This window comes from Geodermatophilus obscurus (assembly GCF_900115395.1).
In the GTDB taxonomy this organism is placed as follows: domain Bacteria; phylum Actinomycetota; class Actinomycetes; order Mycobacteriales; family Geodermatophilaceae; genus Geodermatophilus; species Geodermatophilus obscurus_B.
In genome coordinates this window covers 121,383-143,033 of sequence record NZ_FOWE01000008.1, presented here as the reverse complement: position 1 = coordinate 143,033, position 21,651 = coordinate 121,383, and the positions used below count along the sequence as shown (strand labels likewise).

The following is a 21,651-nucleotide window of genomic DNA, read 5'->3' as shown; positions in this document are numbered from 1 at the left end:
TGTCCGGACCGGGTGGTCCGCGGCAAGGGTCACGGCGCGGACCGTCAGCCCACGACGAACGCGGTGGTCGACGGCGCGGCTCCGGAGATGCACGAGCCGATGACGGTGAGCCGGTCGGCGGCCAGGGCCACGCGGCCGAAGGTGGCCTGCCCCTCGCACAGCCGTGCGTCGGCGAGCTGCTCGCCGCTGGCCAGGTCGAGGCTGATGACGCCGGAGGTGACTTCGAAGCCGGCCACCGGCAGGTAGGCGATCCGCCCGTCGGGGGAGAGCGCGAGGTCGGCAGGGGTGCGGTCGGTGCCCGGGATGACGTGGGAGGCGGTCACCTCGCCGTCCTCGACGACGACGACGCGGTACGGGTCGTCGCCCGAGCCCGCGGTGAGCGTGACGACGGCGGTGCCGTCGCCGGTGAGTCGCAGGGCGAACGGGATGCTGGCGGGGCGGTCGGGGGCGAGCTCGACCACGGGGCCTGGTTCGAGGTCCGCCGACCAGGTGCCCAGCACGGCGACGTCGGCGAGGTCGGTCGCGCGGGCGTCGCTCATCAGCGCGATGGGCCCGTCCTCGGCGGCGGCCAGGGCTGTGACGGTGTAGCCCTCGCCGATCTCGACGCTGCCCTGCACGGCGCCGGTGGCCGGGTCGACGGCGGCCAGCTCGCTGCCGTTCGCCACGTACAGGCGGCGGCCGTCGGGGGAGAGGGCGGCGACGTCGCCGGTGACGGCGAGGTCGACGGTGCCGGCACCCACGGTGGTGAGCCGGCCGGGGCCCGCCACCAGGACGGTGCCGTCGGCCGTGACGAAGAGCCGGTCGCCGGCGTCGTCGAGGCGGCGGACCGCGCCGACGCCGTCCTCGTCGATCGGGACGAGGTATGTGACCGCCGGGTCGGCGGTGTCGGCGAGGAGGGCGAGCGTGCCGCCGTCGGGCGCGGCCGCGAGGTCGAGGACGTCGACGCCGCCCGGCGTGATCGCGTCGAGCGCGACGCTGCCGACCGCCTCGGTGAACGTGGGCGGCGCCGGGCTGGGGTCGCCGGTGACCGTCGTGCACCCAGCCAATATCGCGATAAAGGCTGCAGCGGCGGCACGGCGGGCGGGCATGCGGGCTCCGGGGGTCGGTGCGGCGAGTGTCCGGCCGCCCGGACCGGCGCGGCAACCGCGTGGTCTGATGCCGGGTGATGCCCCGCGGACCCGCGGGGTCTGCGATCCGGAGGTGCGCTGGTGGCTGACGCCGAGGTCCTGCTCGAGGTCGACGGCGGCGTGGCGGTGGTGACGCTCAACGCGCCCGACCGCCGCAACGCTCTCACCCCTCAGATGGCGGCCGAGCTGATCGACGTGTTCGACCGGGTGGACGCCCGGCCCGAGGTCGGCGCGCTGGTGGTGCGGGCGGTGGGCAAGTCGTTCTGCGCGGGCGGGGACGTCGCGACGCTGACGAACGCCGGCAAGGACCCGGCCGCACCGGAGGCCTACGACGGCATGAGCCGGATCTACGACTCCTTCTACCGGCTGGGGCAGGTGCGCGTGCCCACCATCGCGGCCGTCCGCGGGTCCGCCGTGGGCGCCGGGATGAACATGCTGCTGGCGGCCGACCTGCGGATCGTCGCCACCGACGCCCGGCTGCTGGCCGGCTTCCTCAAGCGCGGCATGCACCCCGGCGGCGGGCACTTCGTCATCCTGTCGCGGCTGATCGGCCGCGAGGCCGCCGCGGCGATGGCCCTGTTCGGCGAGGAGATCGACGGGACGCGCGCCGCCGAGCTGGGCCTGGCGTGGGAGGCCGTGGACGACGCTGCCGTCGAGGACCGGGCGCTCGAGCTGGCCCGCCGTGTGGCCGCCGACCCGGAGCTGGCGCGGGTGGCCGTGGGCAACTTCCGCAAGGAGGTCGTCAACGGCGCGGTGAGCTGGGAGGTCGCCACCCAGTTCGAGCGCCCGGCGCAGATGTGGTCGATGCGTCGGCAGGCCCGCTGACCCTGGTCAACCGATGACGAACGCGGTGGTGCCGGGGCCGTCGGGGTCGACGCACGAGCCGGCGACCGTGAGGGTGCTGCCGTCGGCGGAGGGCGCGATGGCGCCGAAGGCACCGGCGGTGCCGTCGCACAGCTCGACGGTCCCGGTGCGCTCGCCGCTGGCGAGGTGGATCGCCGTCAGCTCGGCGGGGTGGTACGAGGCGGACAGCACCACGTAGGCCGTGTCCCCGACGACGGCGAGGTCGAGGGCGGTGTCGTCGGCGCCGGTGAGGTCGACGACCGTGTCCACCCCGCCGTCGACGACGGTGACCAGCCGCCCGTCCTCCTGTGCCTCGCCGACGTAGAGCGCGGCGACGACCGTGCCGCCGGCGGTCACCCGCAGGGCGGTGGGCGTTCCACCTTCGGCGACGACCTCGACCGGGTCGCCGTCCGGGCGCAGGTCCGGGGTGAACCGCAGGAGGACGATGCCGCCCTCCGGGTCGGTGACCAGCGCGACGACGTCGCCGACCGGTGTCGTGGCCACGTGCGTGACCCGACCCGGCGCGGCGGCGGTGGCCCGGACGGCTCCGGTGGTGCGGTCGACGGCGGCCAGTCGGGTGTAGCGGGCGACGAGCAGGGTGTCGTGGTGCAGGTGGACGGCGAGCGGGGGCCCGCCGACGGGGAGCGGCAGGACGGCTCCGCCGACCCGCAACGCGGAGCCGACGACGAGCGGTGTGCCGTCGTCCGCGATGAGGAGTTCGCTGCCCGGCTCGGCGGCGGGGATGGTCCGGACGACCGGTGCACCGCGCGCCGAGAGGACCAGCCAGCTCTGCCGTGCGCCGGCCGCGCCGACCAGCGCCACGGGCGCGCCGTCGGGATTCGGCGCGAGGTCGTAGAAGACGACGTCCGAGCCGACGGCGGCGTCGATGTCGACGGTGCCCAGGACCGTGTCGAACACGTCCGGCGCGGCGGTGTCGTCCCCGGCGCTGCAGGCGGCCGTGAGCAGCACGGCGAGTGCTGCCGCGACGGTGCGGGACATGTCGTCTCCCGTGCTCGGAGTCGAGGGTCCCGCCGAGACCGCTCCCGGTCCATCGGTTCCGGCGCCGGTCCGACTGACCCGGTCCGTCCTGCACCGGGTCAGGGGTCACCACACGCGCGGAAGTCGCCGTCCTCCTGCACGACGAGCATCTCCGAGTGGTGTCTCACCGTCCCGGCTGAGCTCGTCGTCGACGACCAAGGAGTGCGGCCAGGAGCGTCCGTGGGGACGGACCCCGTCGACGCGGACGGTCAGGCACCGCCGCGCCGATGGCCGGTGGCGGGACGACGTGCAGGGCTGGGTCGACCACCCAGTCGCGCGGTCCCGGCGTCCAGGAGCTGTGCGGCGCCGTCACCGGGGACCGTCCCCGAGCCGCGCGGCGACGCGCACGAAGAAGCTCGACGCCTCCACCAGCGGTTCGACCCGGCCGCCGGCGGCCAGATGCAGGCTCCAGGTGGCGTCGAGGGCGTCGTCGAGGACGTCGTGGAGGGCGCACGCCCACGCCGCGTCGTGCTCGGTCTGCACCGGCTCGCCGGGACGGGAGAGCGCCATGGCGAGGTGAACGTCGTTCCCTCCGAGATGGGGTGCCACCTCGGCGTGCAGGTCGAGGAGGCCGGAGAGCAGGCGCCGGTCCGGCACGGCAGGGACGTCGTCGACCGGGAGCAGGACGGGGGACTGCCGGCCGTCGGTCCCGAGCCAGGTCAGCCAGAGACTGCGGCCGGCGAAGGTGGGCGGTTGCAGGAGGGCGGTCCAGCGGCGGGTCAGTGCCAGGGACGAGCGGACGGGGACGTCGGCGAGGGTCGGTGTCGTCACGCGGGACACCGTGGCAGCGCTCGAGGACCGCTCCGGGGTTGTCCACAGGCTGCCGATGGTGGCGGTTCCCTGTGGACGGCAGGGGTCAGACCGCGATGACCTGGAGGTCGCTGATCTCGGCGAGCGCCCGATAGTCGGCGTCCTGGGTGACGACCGGGACGCCGTGTGCCAACGCGGTGGCGGCGATCCAGGTGTCGTTCACGTTGACACGGCGTCCGGCCGCGGCGAGGAGGAGCCGCAACCGGGCCCACTCGTCGGCCACGGTGGTGTCGACGGGGAGGGGGTGGAGGTCGGCCACGGTCTGCAGGGTGGACAGCCGGCGCGATCTCACGGAGACGTCCGTGGCGGCGAGGACACCGGCACGCAGCTCGCCGTAGGTCACCACGGAGACAGCGACCTCGTCGGGCAGGGCCGAGACGTCCAGCTCCCGTCCCTCCTGGGCGATGAAGACGCTGGTGTCCAGCAGGCCACGGCTCACCGGATGGGCCCCAGCTCGTCGGTGTCCCCGGCGAGGGCGCGGAGGTCCTCCCGGAGTCCCGGATCGGCCTGCGCCGCTGCCAGACGCGCGGCGAAGGCCGCCTTCGGCGTCCAGTGCGAGCGTCGCTCGTGGATCGGTCCCAGCTCGGCCACAGGTTCGCCGTTCACCGTCACCTGCACGACCTCGCCCGCGGCGGCCCGCCGGAGGACACCGGCCGTGTCGTTGCGCAGTTCTCTGGAGGCCACCCGCATGGCTACGAGTGTAGGCCATCCGTAGCAAGCCGGTCGAGGGCCGCCATCAGCTCGGCGACGACCTCGGCGGCAGGCCGGACATCGGTCACCGCGTCGACGCCGGCTCCCGCGTACATGGCCATCGCGTCGAGGTGTCCCTCGGCGCCGGCCACCGGCGGGAGGCCGGACCCGCGCGGCACGGGGACCCGGGTGGGGCCCGTGGTGGCGACGACGTCGTCGTCCAGCTCGGCGAGCCGCTCGACGGCTGAGCGCAGCACCCGGGCCCGCGGGCTGGTGGCGCAGAGGGGGCAGACGGCGAAGGCGCCGGTGACGACGGTGCTGTCGCCGGCGGCGTCGACGACGGCTCGCTTGTACGCGGGGGAGGCGCCGGACTCGCTCGTCGCGAGGAAGCGGGTGCCGATCCGGGCGCCGGCCGCACCGTCCGCCATGACCTCGGCGAAGGCGCGTCCGTCGGTGATGCCCCCGGCCGCGAGGACGGGGACGTCGACAGCGTCGAGCACCTGGCGCAGCAGAGGTCGGAGCGGCTGGTCGCCTCTCACGTGACCACCGGCCTCGACCCCCTGGACCGTGACGACGTCGCAGCCGGCGTCCACCGCGGCGCGCGTCTCCGCGACCGACCCGACCTGCCACCCGGCGAGCGCCCCGGCCCGGTGGACGAGGTCCACCAGCCGCGGTGAGGGGTCGAACCAGAAGAAGTCGACGAGCCGCACCCGCCCGGCGACGTCGGTGACCAGTCCCTCGTCGACGTCGGGGGTGACGACGTTGGCGGACAGCACGCCGGACGTGCGCCCGCGGATCCCGTCCAGCAGCCGGAGCAGGGCGGACGGCCGGAGGCCGAGTGCGGAGACCGTGCCGACGCCGCCGGCCTCGGCGACCGCAACGGCCAGGTCGGGCGAGGAGACCGCTCCCATCGGCGCCTGCTGGATCGGGACGGAGCAGCCGACCAGCTCGGTGAAGGGCGTCTGCACGGCGGGTCCGGCGGCCTCGCGGTCAGGAGGCGCCGGCTCCCATCACGTCGGCCACTGGCGGGTGTCGGTGTACTGCTGGAAGCGGACGAGCTTGCCGTTCCGGAGGTCCCACACGTGCACGAACTGGGCGTCCAGCGGCCGGCCGGTCGCCCGGTGGCTGGTCGCGGAGTACCGGCCCTGGACGGCCACCGTGTCGCCGTCGGCGAGGAAGCGGTGCAACTCGAGCCGGAAGTCCTCGTACTCGTCGCCGATCCGGGCGAAGACGCCGTCGACGACCTGCTGCGGCCCCACGAAGGGGTGTCCGAGGTACCAGGGGTTCCCCTCGGCCTCGGACCACTTGATGGCCTCGTCCATCGCACCGAGGACCGTGCCGACGTCGCCGCGGGCGAAGGCGTCGTAGAGGGCCTTGATCGTCTCGACGCTGGTAGCGGCTGTCTGGGTCATGGCGACCTCCTCCGGGAACGGGTGCCGCCACGGTAGGGAGCCGCCGGGTCCCGTCGAGTGGCGCGGCGGCTCCCGCGGGCGGTGCTCAGCGTGCCGCGCCGGTGTGTGACCCGGGTGCACCGTGCGGTGGTCCGACGGGTAGCCCGGCGGGACCCGTCAGGTGAGCGGACCGGTGACGTCGGGGTCGTAGCCGGGCAGCCACCAGCGGATCTCGGCGTCGACCGCGACCGTGGCGCCCAGGGAGCAGAGGACGCCGGTCATCCCGACGGCCACGCGCTGCAGCAGCAGATGGCGCGGCGGGATGGTCAGCCGGCGCTGGGTGCGGGAGGTGGCGCTGAACGGGTCGGAGGCGGCCTTCGTCTGCTCCTGCATCCAGGCGCGGGTGAACGTGTAGGTGGGGCTGCGCAGCGGCTGCAGGTAGGGGTCGAGCAGCGCGAGGAGCGCCTCGGCGGTCACCTGGTCCGGTCGCAGCAGTCCCGCGGACGCGGCGACGCGGTGCAGCGCCGCGGCGTCGCCGTCCCGGCCGGCGGCGAGCAGCGGTCCGAGCCGGGTCGGCCAGCCGGACGGCATGGCCTCGGTCGCCCCGAAGTCGAGGACGCCGAGCCGGCCGTCGGGCAGCAGCCGGAAGTTGCCGGGATGGGGATCGCCGTGCAGCCGGCGGGCGCGCACGGGAGCGGAGGCGAACAGCCGCACCAGCAGCAGGCCGGCGCGGTCCCGGTCGTCCCGGGTGCCCTCGGCGATGACCCGTGACAGGGGCGTTCCCTCCATCCAGGCGGTGACCAGCACGCGGTCCTCGGTGGCGAGCACGTCGGGGACGGCGATGTCCGGGTCGTCGCGGTAGGCGTCGGCGAACGCCATCTGGGCGTCGGCCTCGAGGACGTAGTCGACCTCCTCGACCAGCCGCGCGCGCAGCTCGGCGAAGAGCTGCCGGGCGTCGAGGCCGGGCATGGCCGTCTGCACGACCGGGGCCACCTTCTGCATCATCCCGAGGTCCGCGACCAGCGCCTCGCCGGCGCCCGGGTACTGGACCTTCACGGCCACCGGAGTGCCGTCGGACCAGGTGGCGCGGTGCACCTGGCCCACGCTGGCCGCCGCGACCGGCCGGTCGTCGAAGTCGCGCAGGAGTCGCCGCCAGCCGGCCGGGAACGCCTGGTCGAGCTGCTGGTGCACCATCGCGGCCGGCAACGCCGGTGCCGCGTCCTGCAGCCGGACGAGCGCCTCGCGGTAGGGACCGGCCAGCTGCTCGGGCAGCGCGGCCTCCATCGCCGACATGGCCTGGCCGACCTTCATGGCGCCGCCCTTGAGCTGGCCGAGGGTGGCGAACAGCTGCTCGGCGGTGCGCCGCTGCACCTGGGCGGCGACCGCCTCGGCCGGGCGGCCGCCGAGGCGCTTGCCGAGACCGACGGCCGTGCGGCCGGCGAACGCCGCGGGCAGCGCGGCGAGCCGAGCGGTGCGGGCGAGGCGGCTGCTCGTCGGACGGCCGGCGTCGGGGGCGTCCACGGCCGGACGGTAGCGCCGTCCGGCTGCGCCGCGGTGCCCGTCGTGCGCGGCTCAACCCGGCAGGTGCACCAGCTCCAGCTGGACGTTGTCCGGATCCCGGAACACCAGGACCGAGTACGGCATGGGGTCGGTCGTGTCGGTCACGCCGGCGTGCTGCACACCCTGCTCGTCGAGCCACGAGGCCCAGGCATCGAGATCCTCCCGGGAGGACACCGCCCACGCGATGTGGTCCAGGCCCGTCGTCGTCTCACTGGCCGGCGTGCCCGGGTTGGCGACGTGGCGGTGGATCCCGATCGCCCACCCCTGTGCCGGTTCGAGGAGGAGGACGGCGTGGCCGGACTCCTCCGCGCCGTTGTGCGGGAACGTCATCGGGAGCGGCTGGAGCCCCAGCACGCGCTGGTACCACGCGACGCTCGCGTCGAGGTCCGTGGCGGTGATCGCGAGGTGGTGGAAGCCCGCGACAGCCGGTCGGACCCGTGCTGGAACGGTCACGTCGCCCTCCTGACTGCCTGCATCGACCGGTGGCCCGCTGCCGGGCATCCTGGCCGGTGGATCCGGAGCGTGGCGCCGACGACGTCCGCGGCGACAGAGGCGGACGGCCCTGGGACCGGCCAGGCGGCGTCTGTCGGTGGGTTCGTCGTCCCGCAGCTGCTGATGCCGTGGCGTGACCCGCCGGTGCAGGCGCCGTGAGCAGGACGGGCGGTGCGATCCCAGCGGGGGGACACGGTGGGTGTCCCGTCAGGAGGATGCCCGGGTGGGCGATCAGTGGACGGCCCGCTCCTGCCCGGCCCAGTAGGGCGCGCGCAGCTCCCGCTTGAGGACCTTCCCGGCCGCGGACAGGGGCAGTGCCTCGACGACCTCCATCGACCGCGGCGTCTTGTAGCCGGCGAGCCGGTCGGCGCAGAAGGCGTGCAGCTGCTCGAGGGTGACGGTGGCGCCGGCCGCGGGGACGACGACGGCGTGCACGCGCTCGCCCCAGGTCTCGTCGGGGACGCCGATGACCGCGCACGTGGCCACCGCCGGGTGCTGGGCCAGGACGCTCTCCACCTCGACCGAGTACACGTTCTCGCCGCCGGTGATGATCATGTCCTTGAGGCGGTCGGTGAGGGAGACGTAGCCCCCGTCGTCCATCCAGCCGGCGTCGCCGGTGTGCATCCAGCCGCCGCGCAGGGCCTCGGCGGTGGCCTCGGGCCGGTCCCAGTAGCCGAGCATGACGTTGCCCCCGCGGACGACGATCTCGCCGACCTCACCGCGGGGCAGCTCGGCGTCGTCGGGCCCGACGACGCGCACCTCGGTGCAGGGGGCGGCGCGGCCGACCGTGCGCCGGCGGGCCGGGTCCTCGTGGTCCTCGGGGGTGAGCAGGGTCGCGATGGGCGCGAGCTCGGTCATCCCGTAGGCCTGGACGAAGCGGGCGTTGGGGAAGGCCTTCACCGCGCGGCCCAGCAGGGCGTCGGACATGGGGGAGGCGCCGTAGAGGACCCGCCGGAGGCTGGTCAGGTCGAACTCGTCGACCCGCGGGGAGTCGACGGTCAGCTGGATCATCGTGGGCACCAGCAGGACGTCGGTGATGCCGTGCTCCTGGACGGCGGCCAGGACGGCGACCGGGTCGAACGCCGGGATCATCACCTGGGTGCCGCCCACGATGCCGCCGGTGACCCAGGCGGAGAAGTCGGCGAGGTGGAACATCGGCGCGGCGTGCAGGTACACGCGGTCGGTCGGCGTCGGCACGCCCGCGAGGTAGCCCATGGACGACGTCAGCAGGTTGTCGTGGCTGAGCAGGACGCCCTTGGACCGGCCGGTGGTGCCGCCGGTGTAGAAGACGCCGGCGAGGGAGTCGCCGCCGCGGCGGACGTCCTCGACCGGCTCGTGCCCCGCGACCAGCTCCTCGAAGGCGAGCATGCCGTCAGGGGTGGGGCCGTCGCCGGCGTGGACGACGTGCCGCAGGCCGGGGCAGCCGGCGCGGATGTCGTCGACGCACCCGGCGAGGGCGTCGTCGACGACGAGCACCCGGGCGTCCACCTCGGCGAGCGACTCCGCGATCTCCGGGACGCTCCAGCGGAAGTTGACCGGGACCACGACGCCGCCGGCCCACAGCGTCGCGGCGAGGAACTCGGAGTAGCGGTCGGAGTTCAGGGACAGGATCGCCGCGCGCTCGCCGTCCCCGACGCCGAGCTCCTGCAGGGCGGCCGCGAGGCGGGCGATCCGGTCGACCGACTCGGCGTGGGTCCGGGTGCGGCCGGCGCAGACGGTGGCGATCTCGTCCGGGCGGTGCTGGACGTGGCGGTGCAGACCCTGGGTGACGTACACGGTGCCGGCCTCCGGGCTCGGGTGGGTCCGGATCCTGGCTTCCGCGGCCTCGGCGGTGCCAGAGGCGGACGGCCCTGGGACCGGGTCACCCGATGAGGAAGGCAATCGTGTCGGGGCCGTCGGGGTCGACTCCCGAGCCGGCGACGGTGAGCGTGTCGCCGTCGGTATCCGGTGCGATGACTCCGGAGGTGCCGGAGGAGCCGCCACACAGCTCGACGGTCCCGGTGCGCTCGGGGCCGTCCCGACGGGGAAGGGGCGCGTCAAGGGACCAGCGGAACTTCACCGTGCCGAAGTGGGGTCTTGTGCGGGACATCGAGCAGCTGGGGTCCGCGCTCGTGAGCACCGCCGTCCCTACGCCGTCCTGCCCGACCCCCGCCCCGCCGTCGCCGAGCCGACTCGCCTGGCCGCGCTGGCGAGCTATCGGCTGCCGGGGCACGCCGGCATCTCCGATCTTGACGCCGTGGTGGCGTACAGGGCCCCGGTGGTGGACACCGGCCTGCGGTGACTGACCCGGTCGGCCCGGACGAGCAGTGACTCCCGGCCGAGCGGGGTGCGGGCGCGCCGTGCTCGCACGCGCCCAGCGAGCTGCCGTTCTGCGCGTACGTGGTCGCGCCGCGGGCGCCGCTGCAGGTGGTGGACGCGCTCGACCACCCGGTGTTCCGCGACCACCCGGCGGTGGCCGCCAGCGCGATCCGCTCGCACCTCGGGCTGCCGCTGATCGACGAGGACGGCTACGTGCTCGGTTCGCTGGGCGGCCTCGACGACGAGCCGTGCGAGTTCACGCGGGGGAGTACGAGGTGATGGAGATCAGGTGGGACTCGCGCAATCAACTACTCTTGCTAGGTCGCCGCTGAAACTGCATGGACCGCAAGGAGTATCCCCACACGCATCACTGGCCTCAGCTGCACCGCTACGCCACAGGCGCCACCACTCGAGCCCATGACGACCGGCCCGCCACGCAGCCTGAACTAGATTGCGTGCTCCACACGCAAAGCATCCCTGAGGTCATTCATGCCTGAAGACGTCCTTGACATCACGCCAGACCCCAAGGTTCTCCTCGCGCTTACACACACGCCGATCAAGCCCCTCGACGCTCTCTGCGAGCTAATCGACAACGGTATTGATTCATACCGGGCTGCGCTGCTGCTGGGCGCTCCGGTGGCCCACCCGCTGTTGGAGATCAGTGTCCCGGGCGAGAGCGAGGCGAGGCGCGGTGAGGGCACGCTACGCGTCAGAGACAATGGCCCCGGCCTCACGCGTGAACGGCTCGCGGACGCTCTTCGCGCTGGCTTTAGCGGCAAGAATCGATATGACACGCTTGGCCTTTTCGGCATGGGCTTCAACATTGCGACCGGAAAGTTGGGCCGTCGAACCACGGTGACAACGGCCAGACGCGGGGATGACTACGCCTTGAAAGTCATTCTTGATCTTCCGGCGGTTGTTCGATCGCGCCAGTTCCTCGTTCCGGTGCAGGTTGTGCCGAAACCAAGTGGCCTCGATCAGGGCACCGTTGTTGACGTCGACATGTGGTGGCCAGACGGCGACCCGAACGCCGGATTTGTTGTTCAGCTGGCACACATCTCGAAGCGCGCGCTGCGAGAGCAAGTCGGTCGCAGGTATGCATCTCTACTTGGCCGCGAGGACATGCCAAGCATTCGGGTGATCCTCAATACTGAGCCCGTTGCGCCGTTCGAGCACTGTGTGTGGTCAAGTGAAAGATTTGTCGAGCGGCAAGCCTGGGGAGTCATCCCGGCAAGACTTGACTTCAATACCGTACTGCGCACGCAGCGGCGATGTGTGGCAGACGGAACTGAGATCGAAGATGCCGCAGATCAGTGCATTGAATGTGGCGGCGGCGAGTTCCGCACGGTTGAGGAACGGGTTAAGGGCTGGGTCGGGATCCAGCGGTTCGACGATAGCAACCGATACGGCATAGATCTCATCCGCAATGGCAGAGCCATTCGCGTCGCCGAGAAGGATGCCTTCTTTGAATATCCCGACGACCTAGGAAGTCCCGTAAAGGAGTACCCGACGGATCAGCAGACGGGGCGGATCGTAGGGGAGGTGCACCTCGACCACGTCCCAGTCGACTTTCAGAAGCAGGACTTCCAGCGCAGTAGCGGAGAATGGCAGCGCGCGATGCAGTTCCTCCGTGGCGGATCTCTACTTCCGAGTAGCTGGCCGCCCGGAACCCGAAACGAATCACCCGTATCGAAGCTCTTTCAGGGATACCGCAAACTGCGCAACTTCGGTCGGCCCGACATGTATATGGGGCGGTATGACGAAGCGGCGGGCAAGGCGGTGCGGATCGGTCGAGATGTTGAAGCGGAGCTTTACCGGCGCTTCCTGAATCATGAGCCGGGCTATTACGATGATCGGGAGTGGTGGGAGTATGTCGAGAACGCCACCGTTCCGCCTGTGGCAACATTCGCGACCTGCCCGCATTGCGATTTCCAGAACGTTGCGGACGCTGAGGTGTGTGCCGACTGCGAGGCAATCCTTGACGCGAAGCCGTGTGTAGCCTGCAACCAGGAGTTGCCTCGATCGGCGGTGACCTGCGAGTCCTGCGGGGCCTCTCAGATTCCTGAGGTCCGAGAGCCTTGGACCTGTCAGGTCTGTCAGCACATAAACGGCGTGGACGACGACCAATGTGTTCAGTGTGAGTCGTTGCGAGGAGCGGAGAATCCGGCCGATCCCGAGGTTCTTTGGCGGATGGCCGTCAAGCTTGACTCACTCTGCTTTTCGGGAAAAACCTTCGAGACTGCGGACGGCAAGAGAAGCGAGCCTCTCGATGTGACGGCCTTCCGCATGGACCCCACGAGACCGCGGTGGGACGGTCCTACAGTTCCGACCCTGGCGGTTAAGCAGCCGGGGGCCGTCGACGTTTTCCTCGACCTGGGCCATCGTGCGTTTACGCAGCTGCACCTTTCACCTGAGGAGGCGGTGGCCGTTGAGGCCGCGCAGTACCTGTACAACATGCGGCTTGACTTGACTGGGCGCCCGGGTCACTCAGTGGCAAATCTCGCGGTTCAGATCATGCAGGAGGTATGGGGAGAGTCCTTGTCCGGGCCGCCCGTGTCGCTCACCGACCAGGTGCGTGACCTATTTGCGAAAATCGCGTTGCGGCTCGAAACTATCCCGCAAATAGGCGACTTCATGGAGACTATGGACGAACATGAGCAGCGGGACTTCGCTCAACGCCTGATCGCTGACAAAAAGCTCGAAGAGCTCGAGGAACTGAGGAGCACTGGGCGCTACATTCGATATGTCTCGGCCGTCACGATTGCGCGACTCTTCGACACGGCAGCAGAGTCTTGGTTTGGAGTCGTTTGGGCGGACCGCCTCCCGGACGAACGTTTGGTTGGTAGGGCAGCCGCTGAGAGTGCCAAGCACTACTCGGTCGGATCCTACTCAAGGTGCCTCAATGACTGCGCCTCATTCCTGCAATTCCCCGATGACGACAAGCTGGTGAACGATCGCGTGCGCGCGGCGGCCGAATATCTCGAAAGTAAGTTGGTATGAGGCGGTTCGTCGATGACCTCGCCATAAGTATCAGCTCGTGGCAGGCCTACGAGCGAATGGTTGCTCGCCTTCTAGTCGCAGAGGGCTTTGATTACGTAGCTCTTGTGGGCAGGTCGGGTGACGGCGGGGCGGATGTATTGGCCCACCGTCGTGGCAAGCGTTGGCTATTCCAGGTGAAGCGCTGGACGACTCCCGCGGGTAGTGAGGTCCTAGACCGGACGATAGCCGCCGCGGCCACATACGGCGCGCAAGTGCCAGTGATAGTCAGCAAGTCTGGCTTCACGCGCGGCCTCATTGTGCAGCGAGATCGTCTCGCAGCCGAGGGCATGAATGTTCAGCTCTGGGATCGCGAAGTATTGGTGAGTCGAGGGCAGAAACTTCCGATCGAGCCCCTCAGCCGTCGGGCGCCTGAGCGATTCGAGCCTCGCCGATACCAGGAGGACGCCACCGACGCCATCGTTCAAGCTTCCATGTCGCGTAAACCTGGGAGTGCTCTCGTGGTCCTGGCGACGGGCCTTGGTAAGACATGGGTGGCGGCTGAAACTGTGCGACGTCTGTGCAGCGCGGAGCCGAGTTGGCGAGTGCTCGTGGTGGCGCATACCAACGATCTAGTTTATCAGCTCGAACGAGCTTTTTGGCCCTTCTTGCGGATTGATCAGACGACCGCGGTTATCAACGGGTTCGAGCGTCCCAAGTGGACGGACTTGGATCATTACTCCATCGTGTTCGCGTCTCGAGACAGTCTGGTGCCGGCCATGGACAGCGGCATCTCACTACCAGACTTCGATATGGTGATCGTCGACGAGTGTCATCACCTAGGGTCGAATCGGTATGAAAGCATGCTTGACTACCTCGCCGCCGGACGTGTCGGTGGCCCGTTCCTGCTCGGATTGACTGCCACCCCCTGGCGACCTGGCGGGGAGGGGCTGGATCATCGCTTTGATGCGCCTGTCGTCAATAAGGACTTGGTCGAAGGGCTACGCTCAGGCTTCCTAGCGAACGTCGACTACCGCATGTACATGGATAACGTCGATTGGCGCGGACTTCAAAGGTTGCGGGGCGACCGCTTCACGCCTAGAGCAATCAATAGAACGCTATTCATTGATCAATGGGATGATGCCGTCATCGAGCGCACGCGCGAAGCGTGGGCTGAATTACAGCAGCGTGGGCGCGGCATCGTCTTCTGTGGCACTGTGGAGCATGCGGAGCGCGTGTCTGCGCGCATTAATGCGCTTGGCTTCGCTAGTGCACGGCCGATTTACAGCAGAGCGTCAGACGGAGTTTCCATGGGCCCCATCGACCGGGCAAAGCTGCTGCTGGACTTTGCGGATGGCCGAGTCCAGATTCTCTGTGCTGTGGACGTGTTGAATGAGGGCGTTGACGTTCCCGATGTGAACCTTCTGGTGTTTCAGAGGGTCACCCATAGTCGACGAATCTTCGTGCAGCAGCTCGGGAGGGGCCTTAGGTTAGCGCCCGGCAAGGAAAGGGTCTTGGTGCTCGACTTCGTGTCTGATGTACGTAGGTTTGCGGCCGGCCTGGAGTTGCAGCAATCACTCGAGGCGCCTGGTCCGCGTAGCGATCGAAGCACTCGTGTGAGTTTGCCGTCGCGTGTGAGCTTCAGGCGTGCGGACGCGGAGGATATCGAGGGGGCTTCATTCCTGCGACACTGGCTTGGCGAGTTGCAGGAAGTCGAGGAGGCCGGTGAGGATGTCAGTGTGCTCCGCTTTCCGCCGATCGATCTTCTAAGTGATGCGGCCAGGAATCGAGGATAATTGTGTCCTGGGAACATAAGCGCGCGCGGGCGCTGGAGGCTGTTCAACTCCTTGGTCACCTATTGCGGGACGCTGAGGTCGACGAACGGCGGTTAACCTTGGGTTACCTTGATGCGAAGCGGGAGCTTGCTGCGGCTTTCGAGACGCTCGCGAAAGAAACCTACGCTGACGACCGGGAGATATCTCGGGTCAAGCATGAGATCGAAGTGCAGATGCGGCGTTCGTATCCCGCCATCCCTCTCAAGTACCTGCAGGTCAAGCGCTTCTACGCTGTCCATGCACTGATCTTGAATTACCTGTCGGCTAGGCTGAACGAAGAAATTGCAGCGGATGAGCTGCGGCTCCTGTCGGGCGATGCGGTCCATACTGAGCGCAGAGCTCGTGAGCTTCGAGACCTCGGCCTGAATGTCGTGACACGCGAGAGTGGCGGGGTTGCCACTTATCGTCTGACCACTCTTTCGGCTAATCTCCAGGAGGCAGCGGAGGGGTTGACTCTCAAGAACATTAATGCTGATGCAAGGTTGCCTCGGTGTGAGCGAGAGGCATTCGTAGCCCACGTCTTGAGTGGACGCGGAGGGGGTGGAGTCGCTTAGGCGAAACCGCATTCTAGGGTGGGGTAGGCTTGCACGGCGTGGGACCGCTTAAGGTTCACATGGGGCTCGGTCCGCTCCTTTCAGTTACTTAAGGCAGGCCGATCTAAGTCTCGAGGTGGCGGTCGAGCGCACGGGAGGCCTTAGGCTAGCGCTCGTCTAAGCGCTTCCTCGACGGCAGTGACAGCGTTGGCGAGGGGCTCGTGCTCCCAGACGCGTACGACGGTCCAGCCGGCAGCCATGAGCGCCGCGTTGTTCCGGCGGTCGCGCTCGACGTTGCGCGCCAGCTTCGGGGACCAGTAGCCCGTGTTGCGTGTCGGCTCGCGCCCATGGATCGGGCAGGCGTGCCAGAAGCAGCCGTCGACGAAGACGGCGACCTGGCGGCGCGTGAAGACCACATCTGGCCGCACGCGTCCGTCTGGAAGGTCGAGCCGGTAGTCCTTCCGGAAGCGCCAGCCACGGGCGTGCAGCGCTGAGCGAAGCGCCAGCTCAGGCTTGGTGCCTGTGCGCCGGATGGCGGCGAGGTTGCGCGAGCGTCCAGGGCTGATCGGCACAGGGCGCCCGGCTGCCGCCTCTGGCGCGTCGGAGCCGGGTTGCGGTGTGATGTCGCCGCCAGACACGGGCGCCACGGTAGCCAGCCGCGGCGACTTGTCGGTGGCGCCGGCTTTGATGCTCGGCATGCAGACGTGTCACCCGGCCGGGGGACTGGAGAGCTCTAGGGTGTGGCACCAATGGTGAGCAAAGAGCAGACCTTCAAGGTCGTCGAGATCTGCGCCGGCGCTGGCGGCCAGGGTCTCGGGCTGGAGAAGGCAGGATTCGAGCACGAGCTGGCGGTGGAGATCGACAGCTACGCGTGTCAGACCCTGGCCCTGAACCGGCAGTCCTGGAAGATCGCGCAGGGCGACGTCGCCGACCGGTCAGTCTGGAAGCCCGAGATCTATGCCGGTGTGGACCTGCTGGCCGGCGGGGTGCCGTGTCCGCCGTTCTCGATTGCCGGCAAGCAGCTGGGTGCCGGCGACGAGCGGGATCTCTTCGCATGGGCCGTCCAGACGGCAGTGGAGATCCGGCCCCGTGCGCTTCTCCTCGAGAACGTCCGTGGTCTGTCGATGCCGCGTTTTGCTGCATACCGCCAGCATGTGCTCGACAGCCTCGCCGACGCTGGCTACGTGGGCCAGTGGCGTCTCTTGCAGGCCTCGGACTTTGGTGTCCCGCAGCTACGGCCTCGTTTTGTGCTCGTCGCGCTGCGGGACAAGGACGCGCCCTACTTCGCCTGGCCCGAGGCCCAGGGCGATCCGGGCACAGTCGGTGACGCCCTCAGGGGCCTCATGGAGGAGAACGGCTGGGAGCACGCCGACGAGTGGGCGCAGCTGGCCAGTGGCATCGCTCCGACGATCGTTGGCGGCAGCAAGAAGCACGGTGGCGCTGATCTTGGCCCTACCCGGGCCAAGCGTGCATGGGCAGACATGTTCGTCGATGGCTTGGGCATCGCCAACGAGGCGCCGGCCATGAAGGACCCGCATCCCGAGGAAAAGAAGCCGAAGCTCACCGTGGAGATGGTCAAGCGCCTCCAAGGGTGGGATCCGGCTGACAAGTGGGAGCTGGCGGGTCGGAAGACTGCTCAGTACCGCCAAGTGGGTAACGCCTTCCCGCCGCCGATGGCCGAGGCGGTTGGTCGCGCTATCCACGACGCTCTGAGTCAGAAGGAAGAGAAGACGGACCTCGGGCTCCTCAAAGTAGAGCATGACGGGGTCTACAGGGCGTTGCGGGAAGCTGACGGCTACGTCTCATTCGAGGCGCTGCGGAACCGCGTCAAGCCAGCACTTGATCCCGCGAAGCTTGAGCAGCACGTTGCCAACCTGAGCAAGGATTTCCACATCGACTTCATCTACCCGGCTCAAGGGGGCGTGGAGATCCGCCTCGGAAGTTTTAGGGCCTTCACCGGCCAGGATGACCACGAACGGCACGCTGCCTTTGCGACACGCTCGGCTCGCTCCCGCATCAGCTGACCAAAGCTGACTCGCTAGACGGCGAGGTCGAAGGGCAAGTCGGCGATGTCCTTGAGCCGCTTGCCCTGGATCATTATATCCAGCAGCTCAATGGCGTCATCGGCGCCGTAGGTCTTCACGGCTTCGATGAGTTCTGGTAGGGCGAAGTGGTATACGCAGTTAATGTCGCCTGTGCCGAGGGCGAGTGATGAGATTCGTGTGGGTGTCGGCTCGCCGGTGACCACCACGACGTGGGGGAGCCTGCCCTTGCGGTTCCGGACGAGGTTGAGTGCCTCACTGCGGACGTTCTGAGCGCGGTCCGGGCGGAGAGTCCATTTGCATGACACAACCGCATGCAAGATGGGCAGCGGCTGCACTGGGGCGCGGATCGTAGCGCGGGTGGCCACCGAATCATCTATCAGCCAGTCGTGTGCATTAATCTCCTCATCGCCGACGGGGGCACGGGCGATGGTTACGTCAGGGGCAATCGCATAGGCATTGCCTAGTGCCGCGCGAAGCGAGGGGTTTGCCTCGACCGCGGCCGACAGCTCTACCAGGTGTGAGTATTGCTCGAAGCGGGAGGCGCCGGAATCCGCGTTGCGACTTCCAACCTTTGTGATTCCCAAATCGCCCGGGCGCAGGTGGCTGAGGCGGGGAAAGGTCGTGCTGAGGAAGTTCGCGCAGGCTTGCTCGAATCTCCCGCCCGAGGATTGGCTAGCGAGGCGCAACCCTGTCTCCGCCCGTAAGGCTGTCGCGATGTGAGTGGCGTAGGCGACGCTCGCACGGTTGTCCTTGTCCGCGTCGCTGGGGACGCGCAACTCGCTAACCGAAAGGCTTGATCAGTCAGCAAGCTGGCGTGGAGGCGCCGCCGCTCCTCCGTCATGATCGGGTCGCCCGTCTCCATAGCCCTACCGTATGCAATCGGTTCCAAATCAAGTGGGTGCCACCAGGAGCGGAGTTCTCGATCGTAAGGTGATCTTTGGGTGAAGCCTGTCTTCATGTCACGCTCGAAGCCGAAGAACGCGCACTGCCGGTCCCACACCTCGAACACCTGCGCCGGCCACTTGCTGCTGCGCTTGCGCCTCACCGTCGGGTCGTGCGCTCCGCCATGCAGCAGCTCGGGGTCCAGGCCGACGGCGACCAGGACGTCCGGCGCCACGGTGGCAGGGAAGTGCACCTCAAGGAGCCCCGCGCAACCTCACCGACGAGCTCCGGACGTGACCGCAGCGCAGCCTCCAGCGAAGCCTCGGGCCGCCCGGTGACGTCGGCTCGCAACGGTCCGACGTTGTCCATGGGCATGTTGCAGCCGAGCGTCCAGACGCCGTCGGACCGCAATCGGGTGAAGGGATAGGCGTCGCTCTGCGCCCGGCCGGTCCACGACGGGAGTCCGAACTCCCCGGCCGAGTGCACCTGCGGCGAGTCGCTCAAGGCTGCCGTCCGTCTTCCCGACGAGCAAAGCGTGACCGCGTTTCGCCTTCAGGCGTCTACCCTCGGTCCGGCAGAGGTCGTCGGGGCGTACTCGGCGGCCTACAGCAAATAGCGGCAGAGCCCTGGCCCGGCGCCCTGCTCGCCCTCCGGCTGGCCAACGCCGTGGTCCGGAGGATCCCTGGCCTGCTCCACGGGCGGCGTGCGCGAGATCCGCAGCGCTGCTTCATCCGGACGGACAAGCGGATCCTGCTGGAGAGGGCGGGACAGCGCTGCGAGCGATTCCTGGCTCGGCCGTCGATGCCGAGCCACGGAGAACCTGCAGGCCGACCACGTACACCCGCACAGTCGAGGCGGGTCCACCACGGTCGCAAGCGGGCAGGCGTTGTGTCCTCGTCACAACACGCGGAAGGCCAACCGGGTGCTCTGGACCTGGGAGCTCGATCGGCTCGCCCGACGGCGGGAGGCCTACTTCCCGTCTGGAGTGTCGACCGCGGTCATCCGCAATGGGACTTGGTGGGTGCCCGTCGGCCCTCCCCACTTGGGATGACGGGCTCTTCGTCAAGCGGTCCCCGCGCTTACGACACGAATAGGTTCCGTTGAGCGTTCGTCTGCGCCGTCCCTTTGCGACGCGGACGGTCGACCGGGGGAGTCGTCGTTCTCGACCTTCCCCGCGTCATCCAACTGGTTGATTCGCGGGCGATGCGCCTGAGACGGGAGTGACTGTGGCCGGGCCCATCACCGATCAGGTCGATCTCGGCTACCGCACCTTGCGCGTCACCTGGCGCCAGAGGTGGCGTCTGCGCTGGTACGCCCGTGCCGACCGGCGGGCCGGCCTGCCGGTGGGCTTGGACGCAGGCAGCACGCCTGTGCTCCATGAGCTCGTCGTCCAGTTCGGTGATGCCTGCGAGCGCGAGCGCACCCGGTACCTCGCCGACGTGGACAACTTGGTCGTCCGTCTCGGGCAGCTCGAGGCGCGGCTGTCCTCCCTGGAGGGCGCACTGGTGCGTCAGGCCGACGAGGTCCGGCGCTGCGCCCAGCCTCCGGGCGAGGAGTGGCTGGCCATGCGCTACCCCAACGAGGACGCCATGTCCCCGTCGGCCACCCGGGAGCGCCGGGCCGTCGCTCACCGCCGCCAGCTCGACCGCGCTCGAGCCGCGCAGGCCGAGCTGCAGGAGCAACTGGACCAGGCGCTGGCCGAGCAGGCCGACCTGCGGGCGCGCCTGCGTGCGAAGGCAGACGTCGCCCGTTCTCGCGTCGTCCGCCTCAGCCAGTTCACCAACCGTCAGGCCGCCATCTACCGCCGTGCCCTCATCCGCCGCCACCCCGAGCGCGAGGAGCTTGTGCGCCGGTGGAGCACCGACCTCGCCCGGCCGCCGGCCTGGGCTGCGACCGATCCGATCCTGCCGACCACCGAGCCCTCGGGAGTACCAGCGTGAGCCGTCCGTGGTCCCGCTCCGTGGAGAACAGCACGCCCGTCGTGACCGTCGACCTCGCGTGGCCGAACACCGGCCGTCGCGACGCGCATGAGGACGTCCGAGCCCGGGTCGCCCAGCTCGCCTCCGCCGGCTCGCTCGACGCCGCCAATGGCGACGTCCTCGACGCCTGGCTCGAGGGCACCCGCCGCACGCGGCGGGCTGATGCCGAGGCGGACCGCACCCGGGCCGCGGCCGCCGCAGAGCGCGAGGTCGCCCGGCTCGAGGCAGAAGTGCTCGCGGCCGATCAGCGGCTGGCGTCCGCGACGGCAGAGGTCGCGCACACCGAGCGCGTGATCGGCATCCTCGAGGCGCAACTCCTCGGGCCCGCCGAGCAGCCGCCGGTCGAGTCCCGCGAACGCCGCCGCCGTCCCCGCCCCACCCTCGACCCGCTCGAGGGCCTGGTCCGGCGTCCTTGGCACAGCGGCATCGTGATCGTGCTGCTGCTCCTGGCGGCGGCCGGTGACCTCGCGACCTTCTACATCGTCCTCGCCACGGCCTACCGTGAGGCCGGCCCCCTGATCATCGGTGCGCTGACCGCGGCCTTCGCTGCCGCGTCGGTGGGGCTGATGCACGGCATCGGCCGGGCGGTGAAGGACCTCCGCGAGGCGCGCGGCGGCATCGGCCGGGTGGCCATCGCGCTGATGACGGCGGGCTGGCTGGTGCTCGGCGGTGTCGCGTTCGCCTTCCGCCTGGAGTCCGAGGACGGCGGCACCGGGGCCACCGGCTTCGGGACCGCCACGACGACGAGTACCGGCACCGATCCGCTGCTGTCGGCTGTGCTCCTGGCCGGGCTCTTCCTCGCCTCGGGTCTGCTCGCCTATTACGCCGGCTTCTCCGAGCACCACCCGCGCATGAAGACCTACCTGGCTCTGCGCAAGCGACTGCCGGAGCAGGGCCAGGCTGTTGCCACCGAGACTCGCCTCCTCAACGAAGCCCGGCAGGCGCTCGACCTCGCCCGCGGTGATGCCGAGCGCGCTGCGCTGCGGACCCGCGCCGACATCGACCGCATCGACGCCGAAATTGACGAGCTCAAGGAGCTCGTGCGCGTCGAGGTCGCGGCCCACCTCGGCCTCCCCGAGGCGACGACCGGCCTCGTCACCGGTCGCGGCCCGGCGTCCTGACCACTCCCCGCATCTCGAGAACGGAAAACCG

General features: G+C 69.5%; 22 protein-coding genes and 1 pseudogene. 9 read left to right on the top strand and 14 right to left on the bottom strand.

The genetic code is table 11. From position 1 onward, the window contains the following. Positions 1-44: 44 nt before the first annotated feature. On the bottom strand, positions 45-1,088 hold the full coding sequence (locus BM165_RS16820) for a YncE family protein (RefSeq protein WP_143108197.1): 1,044 nt from the start codon (positions 1,086-1,088) through the stop codon (positions 45-47). Between the two features lie 120 nt (positions 1,089-1,208). Between BM165_RS16820 and BM165_RS16815 the strand changes: the two genes are divergently transcribed. Beyond that, the gene (locus tag BM165_RS16815) at positions 1,209-1,952 is read left to right on the top strand and encodes an enoyl-CoA hydratase/isomerase family protein (protein WP_075014695.1); all 744 of its coding nucleotides are present in this window, start codon (positions 1,209-1,211) and stop codon (positions 1,950-1,952) included. Positions 1,953-1,958: 6 nt separating this feature from the next. Here the strand turns inward: BM165_RS16815 and BM165_RS16810 are convergent, their stop codons facing one another. The 10 genes from BM165_RS16810 to BM165_RS24375 all read right to left on the bottom strand — a co-directional run bounded on the left by BM165_RS16810 (position 1,959) and on the right by BM165_RS24375 (position 10,010). Further along, on the bottom strand, positions 1,959-2,969 hold the full coding sequence (locus BM165_RS16810) for a hypothetical protein (RefSeq protein WP_075014694.1): 1,011 nt from the start codon (positions 2,967-2,969) through the stop codon (positions 1,959-1,961). 348 nt (positions 2,970-3,317) lie between these two features. Continuing rightward, the gene (locus tag BM165_RS16805; RefSeq protein ID WP_075014693.1) at positions 3,318-3,779 is read right to left on the bottom strand and encodes a hypothetical protein; all 462 of its coding nucleotides are present in this window, start codon (positions 3,777-3,779) and stop codon (positions 3,318-3,320) included. 85 nt (positions 3,780-3,864) lie between these two features. After that, on the bottom strand, positions 3,865-4,257 hold the full coding sequence (locus BM165_RS16800) for a type II toxin-antitoxin system VapC family toxin (protein WP_177225228.1): 393 nt from the start codon (positions 4,255-4,257) through the stop codon (positions 3,865-3,867). Then, positions 4,254-4,508, bottom strand: a complete 255-nt coding sequence (locus BM165_RS16795) for a type II toxin-antitoxin system Phd/YefM family antitoxin (RefSeq protein ID WP_075014692.1) — start codon at positions 4,506-4,508, stop codon at positions 4,254-4,256. The genes BM165_RS16800 and BM165_RS16795 overlap by 4 nt, the downstream gene beginning before the upstream one ends. A 2-nt stretch (positions 4,509-4,510) precedes the next feature. Further along, the gene (locus BM165_RS16790; RefSeq protein ID WP_075014691.1) at positions 4,511-5,476 is read right to left on the bottom strand and encodes an NAD(P)H-dependent flavin oxidoreductase; all 966 of its coding nucleotides are present in this window, start codon (positions 5,474-5,476) and stop codon (positions 4,511-4,513) included. A 42-nt stretch (positions 5,477-5,518) separates the two neighbouring features. After that, positions 5,519-5,920, bottom strand: a complete 402-nt coding sequence (locus tag BM165_RS16785) for a nuclear transport factor 2 family protein (protein WP_075014690.1) — start codon at positions 5,918-5,920, stop codon at positions 5,519-5,521. A gap of 156 nt (positions 5,921-6,076) precedes the next feature. Further along, complete coding sequence (locus BM165_RS16780; protein ID WP_075014689.1) at positions 6,077-7,420, bottom strand: ABC1 kinase family protein; 1,344 nt, start codon at positions 7,418-7,420, stop codon at positions 6,077-6,079. A 51-nt stretch (positions 7,421-7,471) separates the two neighbouring features. After that, the gene (locus BM165_RS16775; protein ID WP_075014688.1) at positions 7,472-7,912 is read right to left on the bottom strand and encodes a VOC family protein; all 441 of its coding nucleotides are present in this window, start codon (positions 7,910-7,912) and stop codon (positions 7,472-7,474) included. Positions 7,913-8,182: 270 nt separating this feature from the next. Continuing rightward, on the bottom strand, positions 8,183-9,727 hold the full coding sequence (locus BM165_RS16770; protein ID WP_075014687.1) for an acyl-CoA synthetase: 1,545 nt from the start codon (positions 9,725-9,727) through the stop codon (positions 8,183-8,185). Positions 9,728-9,812: 85 nt separating this feature from the next. Next, complete coding sequence (locus tag BM165_RS24375; RefSeq protein WP_143108196.1) at positions 9,813-10,010, bottom strand: hypothetical protein; 198 nt, start codon at positions 10,008-10,010, stop codon at positions 9,813-9,815. 302 nt (positions 10,011-10,312) lie between these two features. Between BM165_RS24375 and BM165_RS16760 the strand changes: the two genes are divergently transcribed. The 4 genes from BM165_RS16760 to BM165_RS24370 all read left to right on the top strand — a co-directional run bounded on the left by BM165_RS16760 (position 10,313) and on the right by BM165_RS24370 (position 15,614). Continuing rightward, positions 10,313-10,528, top strand: coding sequence for a GAF domain-containing protein (locus BM165_RS16760; protein WP_143108195.1), 216 nt, complete (start codon positions 10,313-10,315; stop codon positions 10,526-10,528). A gap of 210 nt (positions 10,529-10,738) precedes the next feature. Next, positions 10,739-13,249, top strand: coding sequence for an ATP-binding protein (locus BM165_RS16755; protein ID WP_075014684.1), 2,511 nt, complete (start codon positions 10,739-10,741; stop codon positions 13,247-13,249). After that, positions 13,246-15,021 (top strand): DEAD/DEAH box helicase family protein, encoded by a 1,776-nt coding sequence (locus tag BM165_RS16750; RefSeq protein ID WP_075014683.1) that lies wholly within the window; start codon positions 13,246-13,248, stop codon positions 15,019-15,021. Before BM165_RS16755 ends, BM165_RS16750 begins: the two co-directional genes overlap by 4 nt. A 2-nt stretch (positions 15,022-15,023) precedes the next feature. After that, positions 15,024-15,614 carry a hypothetical protein gene (locus BM165_RS24370; RefSeq protein ID WP_143108194.1) on the top strand — a complete coding sequence of 197 codons (591 nt, stop codon included), beginning with the start codon at positions 15,024-15,026 and terminating at the stop codon, positions 15,612-15,614. 140 nt (positions 15,615-15,754) lie between these two features. On the opposite strand, the gene BM165_RS16740 is transcribed toward BM165_RS24370, so the two are convergent. Continuing rightward, a complete protein-coding gene (locus BM165_RS16740; RefSeq protein WP_208976781.1) occupies positions 15,755-16,231 on the bottom strand; it encodes a very short patch repair endonuclease in 477 nt (158 codons plus the stop codon). Positions 16,232-16,345: 114 nt separating this feature from the next. Between BM165_RS16740 and BM165_RS16735 the strand changes: the two genes are divergently transcribed. Beyond that, positions 16,346-17,617 (top strand): DNA cytosine methyltransferase, encoded by a 1,272-nt coding sequence (locus tag BM165_RS16735; RefSeq protein ID WP_244274287.1) that lies wholly within the window; start codon positions 16,346-16,348, stop codon positions 17,615-17,617. Between the two features lie 14 nt (positions 17,618-17,631). On the opposite strand, the gene BM165_RS16730 is transcribed toward BM165_RS16735, so the two are convergent. After that, positions 17,632-18,414: an NgoMIV family type II restriction endonuclease gene (locus BM165_RS16730; RefSeq protein ID WP_208976780.1), complete on the bottom strand. Its 783-nt coding sequence runs from the start codon at positions 18,412-18,414 to the stop codon at positions 17,632-17,634. A 188-nt stretch (positions 18,415-18,602) separates the two neighbouring features. Beyond that, a pseudogene (locus BM165_RS26220) lies at positions 18,603-18,991 on the bottom strand (phosphorothioated DNA-binding restriction endonuclease); the annotation flags it as partial. Between the two features lie 232 nt (positions 18,992-19,223). Between BM165_RS26220 and BM165_RS26310 the strand changes: the two are divergent. The 3 genes from BM165_RS26310 to BM165_RS16720 all read left to right on the top strand — a co-directional run bounded on the left by BM165_RS26310 (position 19,224) and on the right by BM165_RS16720 (position 21,620). Further along, entirely contained in the window at positions 19,224-19,571 is a 348-nt protein-coding gene (locus BM165_RS26310; RefSeq protein ID WP_208976779.1) for an HNH endonuclease, read from the top strand. 175 nt (positions 19,572-19,746) lie between these two features. Next, on the top strand, positions 19,747-20,460 hold the full coding sequence (locus BM165_RS16725; protein WP_075014680.1) for a hypothetical protein: 714 nt from the start codon (positions 19,747-19,749) through the stop codon (positions 20,458-20,460). Next, entirely contained in the window at positions 20,457-21,620 is a 1,164-nt protein-coding gene (locus BM165_RS16720) for a hypothetical protein (RefSeq protein WP_143108193.1), read from the top strand. The genes BM165_RS16725 and BM165_RS16720 overlap by 4 nt, the downstream gene beginning before the upstream one ends. Positions 21,621-21,651: the final 31 nt, after the last annotated feature.

Coding starts and splice junctions, on each gene's coding strand:
- BM165_RS16785 (WP_075014690.1), bottom strand. CDS start 5,920: ATGACCCAGACAGCCGCTACCAGCGTCGAGACGATCAAGGCCCTCTAC.
- BM165_RS16820 (WP_143108197.1), bottom strand. CDS start 1,088: ATGCCCGCCCGCCGTGCCGCCGCTGCAGCCTTTATCGCGATATTGGCT.
- BM165_RS16755 (WP_075014684.1), top strand. CDS start 10,739: ATGCCTGAAGACGTCCTTGACATCACGCCAGACCCCAAGGTTCTCCTC.
- BM165_RS16810 (WP_075014694.1), bottom strand. CDS start 2,969: ATGTCCCGCACCGTCGCGGCAGCACTCGCCGTGCTGCTCACGGCCGCC.
- BM165_RS16795 (WP_075014692.1), bottom strand. CDS start 4,508: ATGCGGGTGGCCTCCAGAGAACTGCGCAACGACACGGCCGGTGTCCTC.
- BM165_RS16750 (WP_075014683.1), top strand. CDS start 13,246: ATGAGGCGGTTCGTCGATGACCTCGCCATAAGTATCAGCTCGTGGCAG.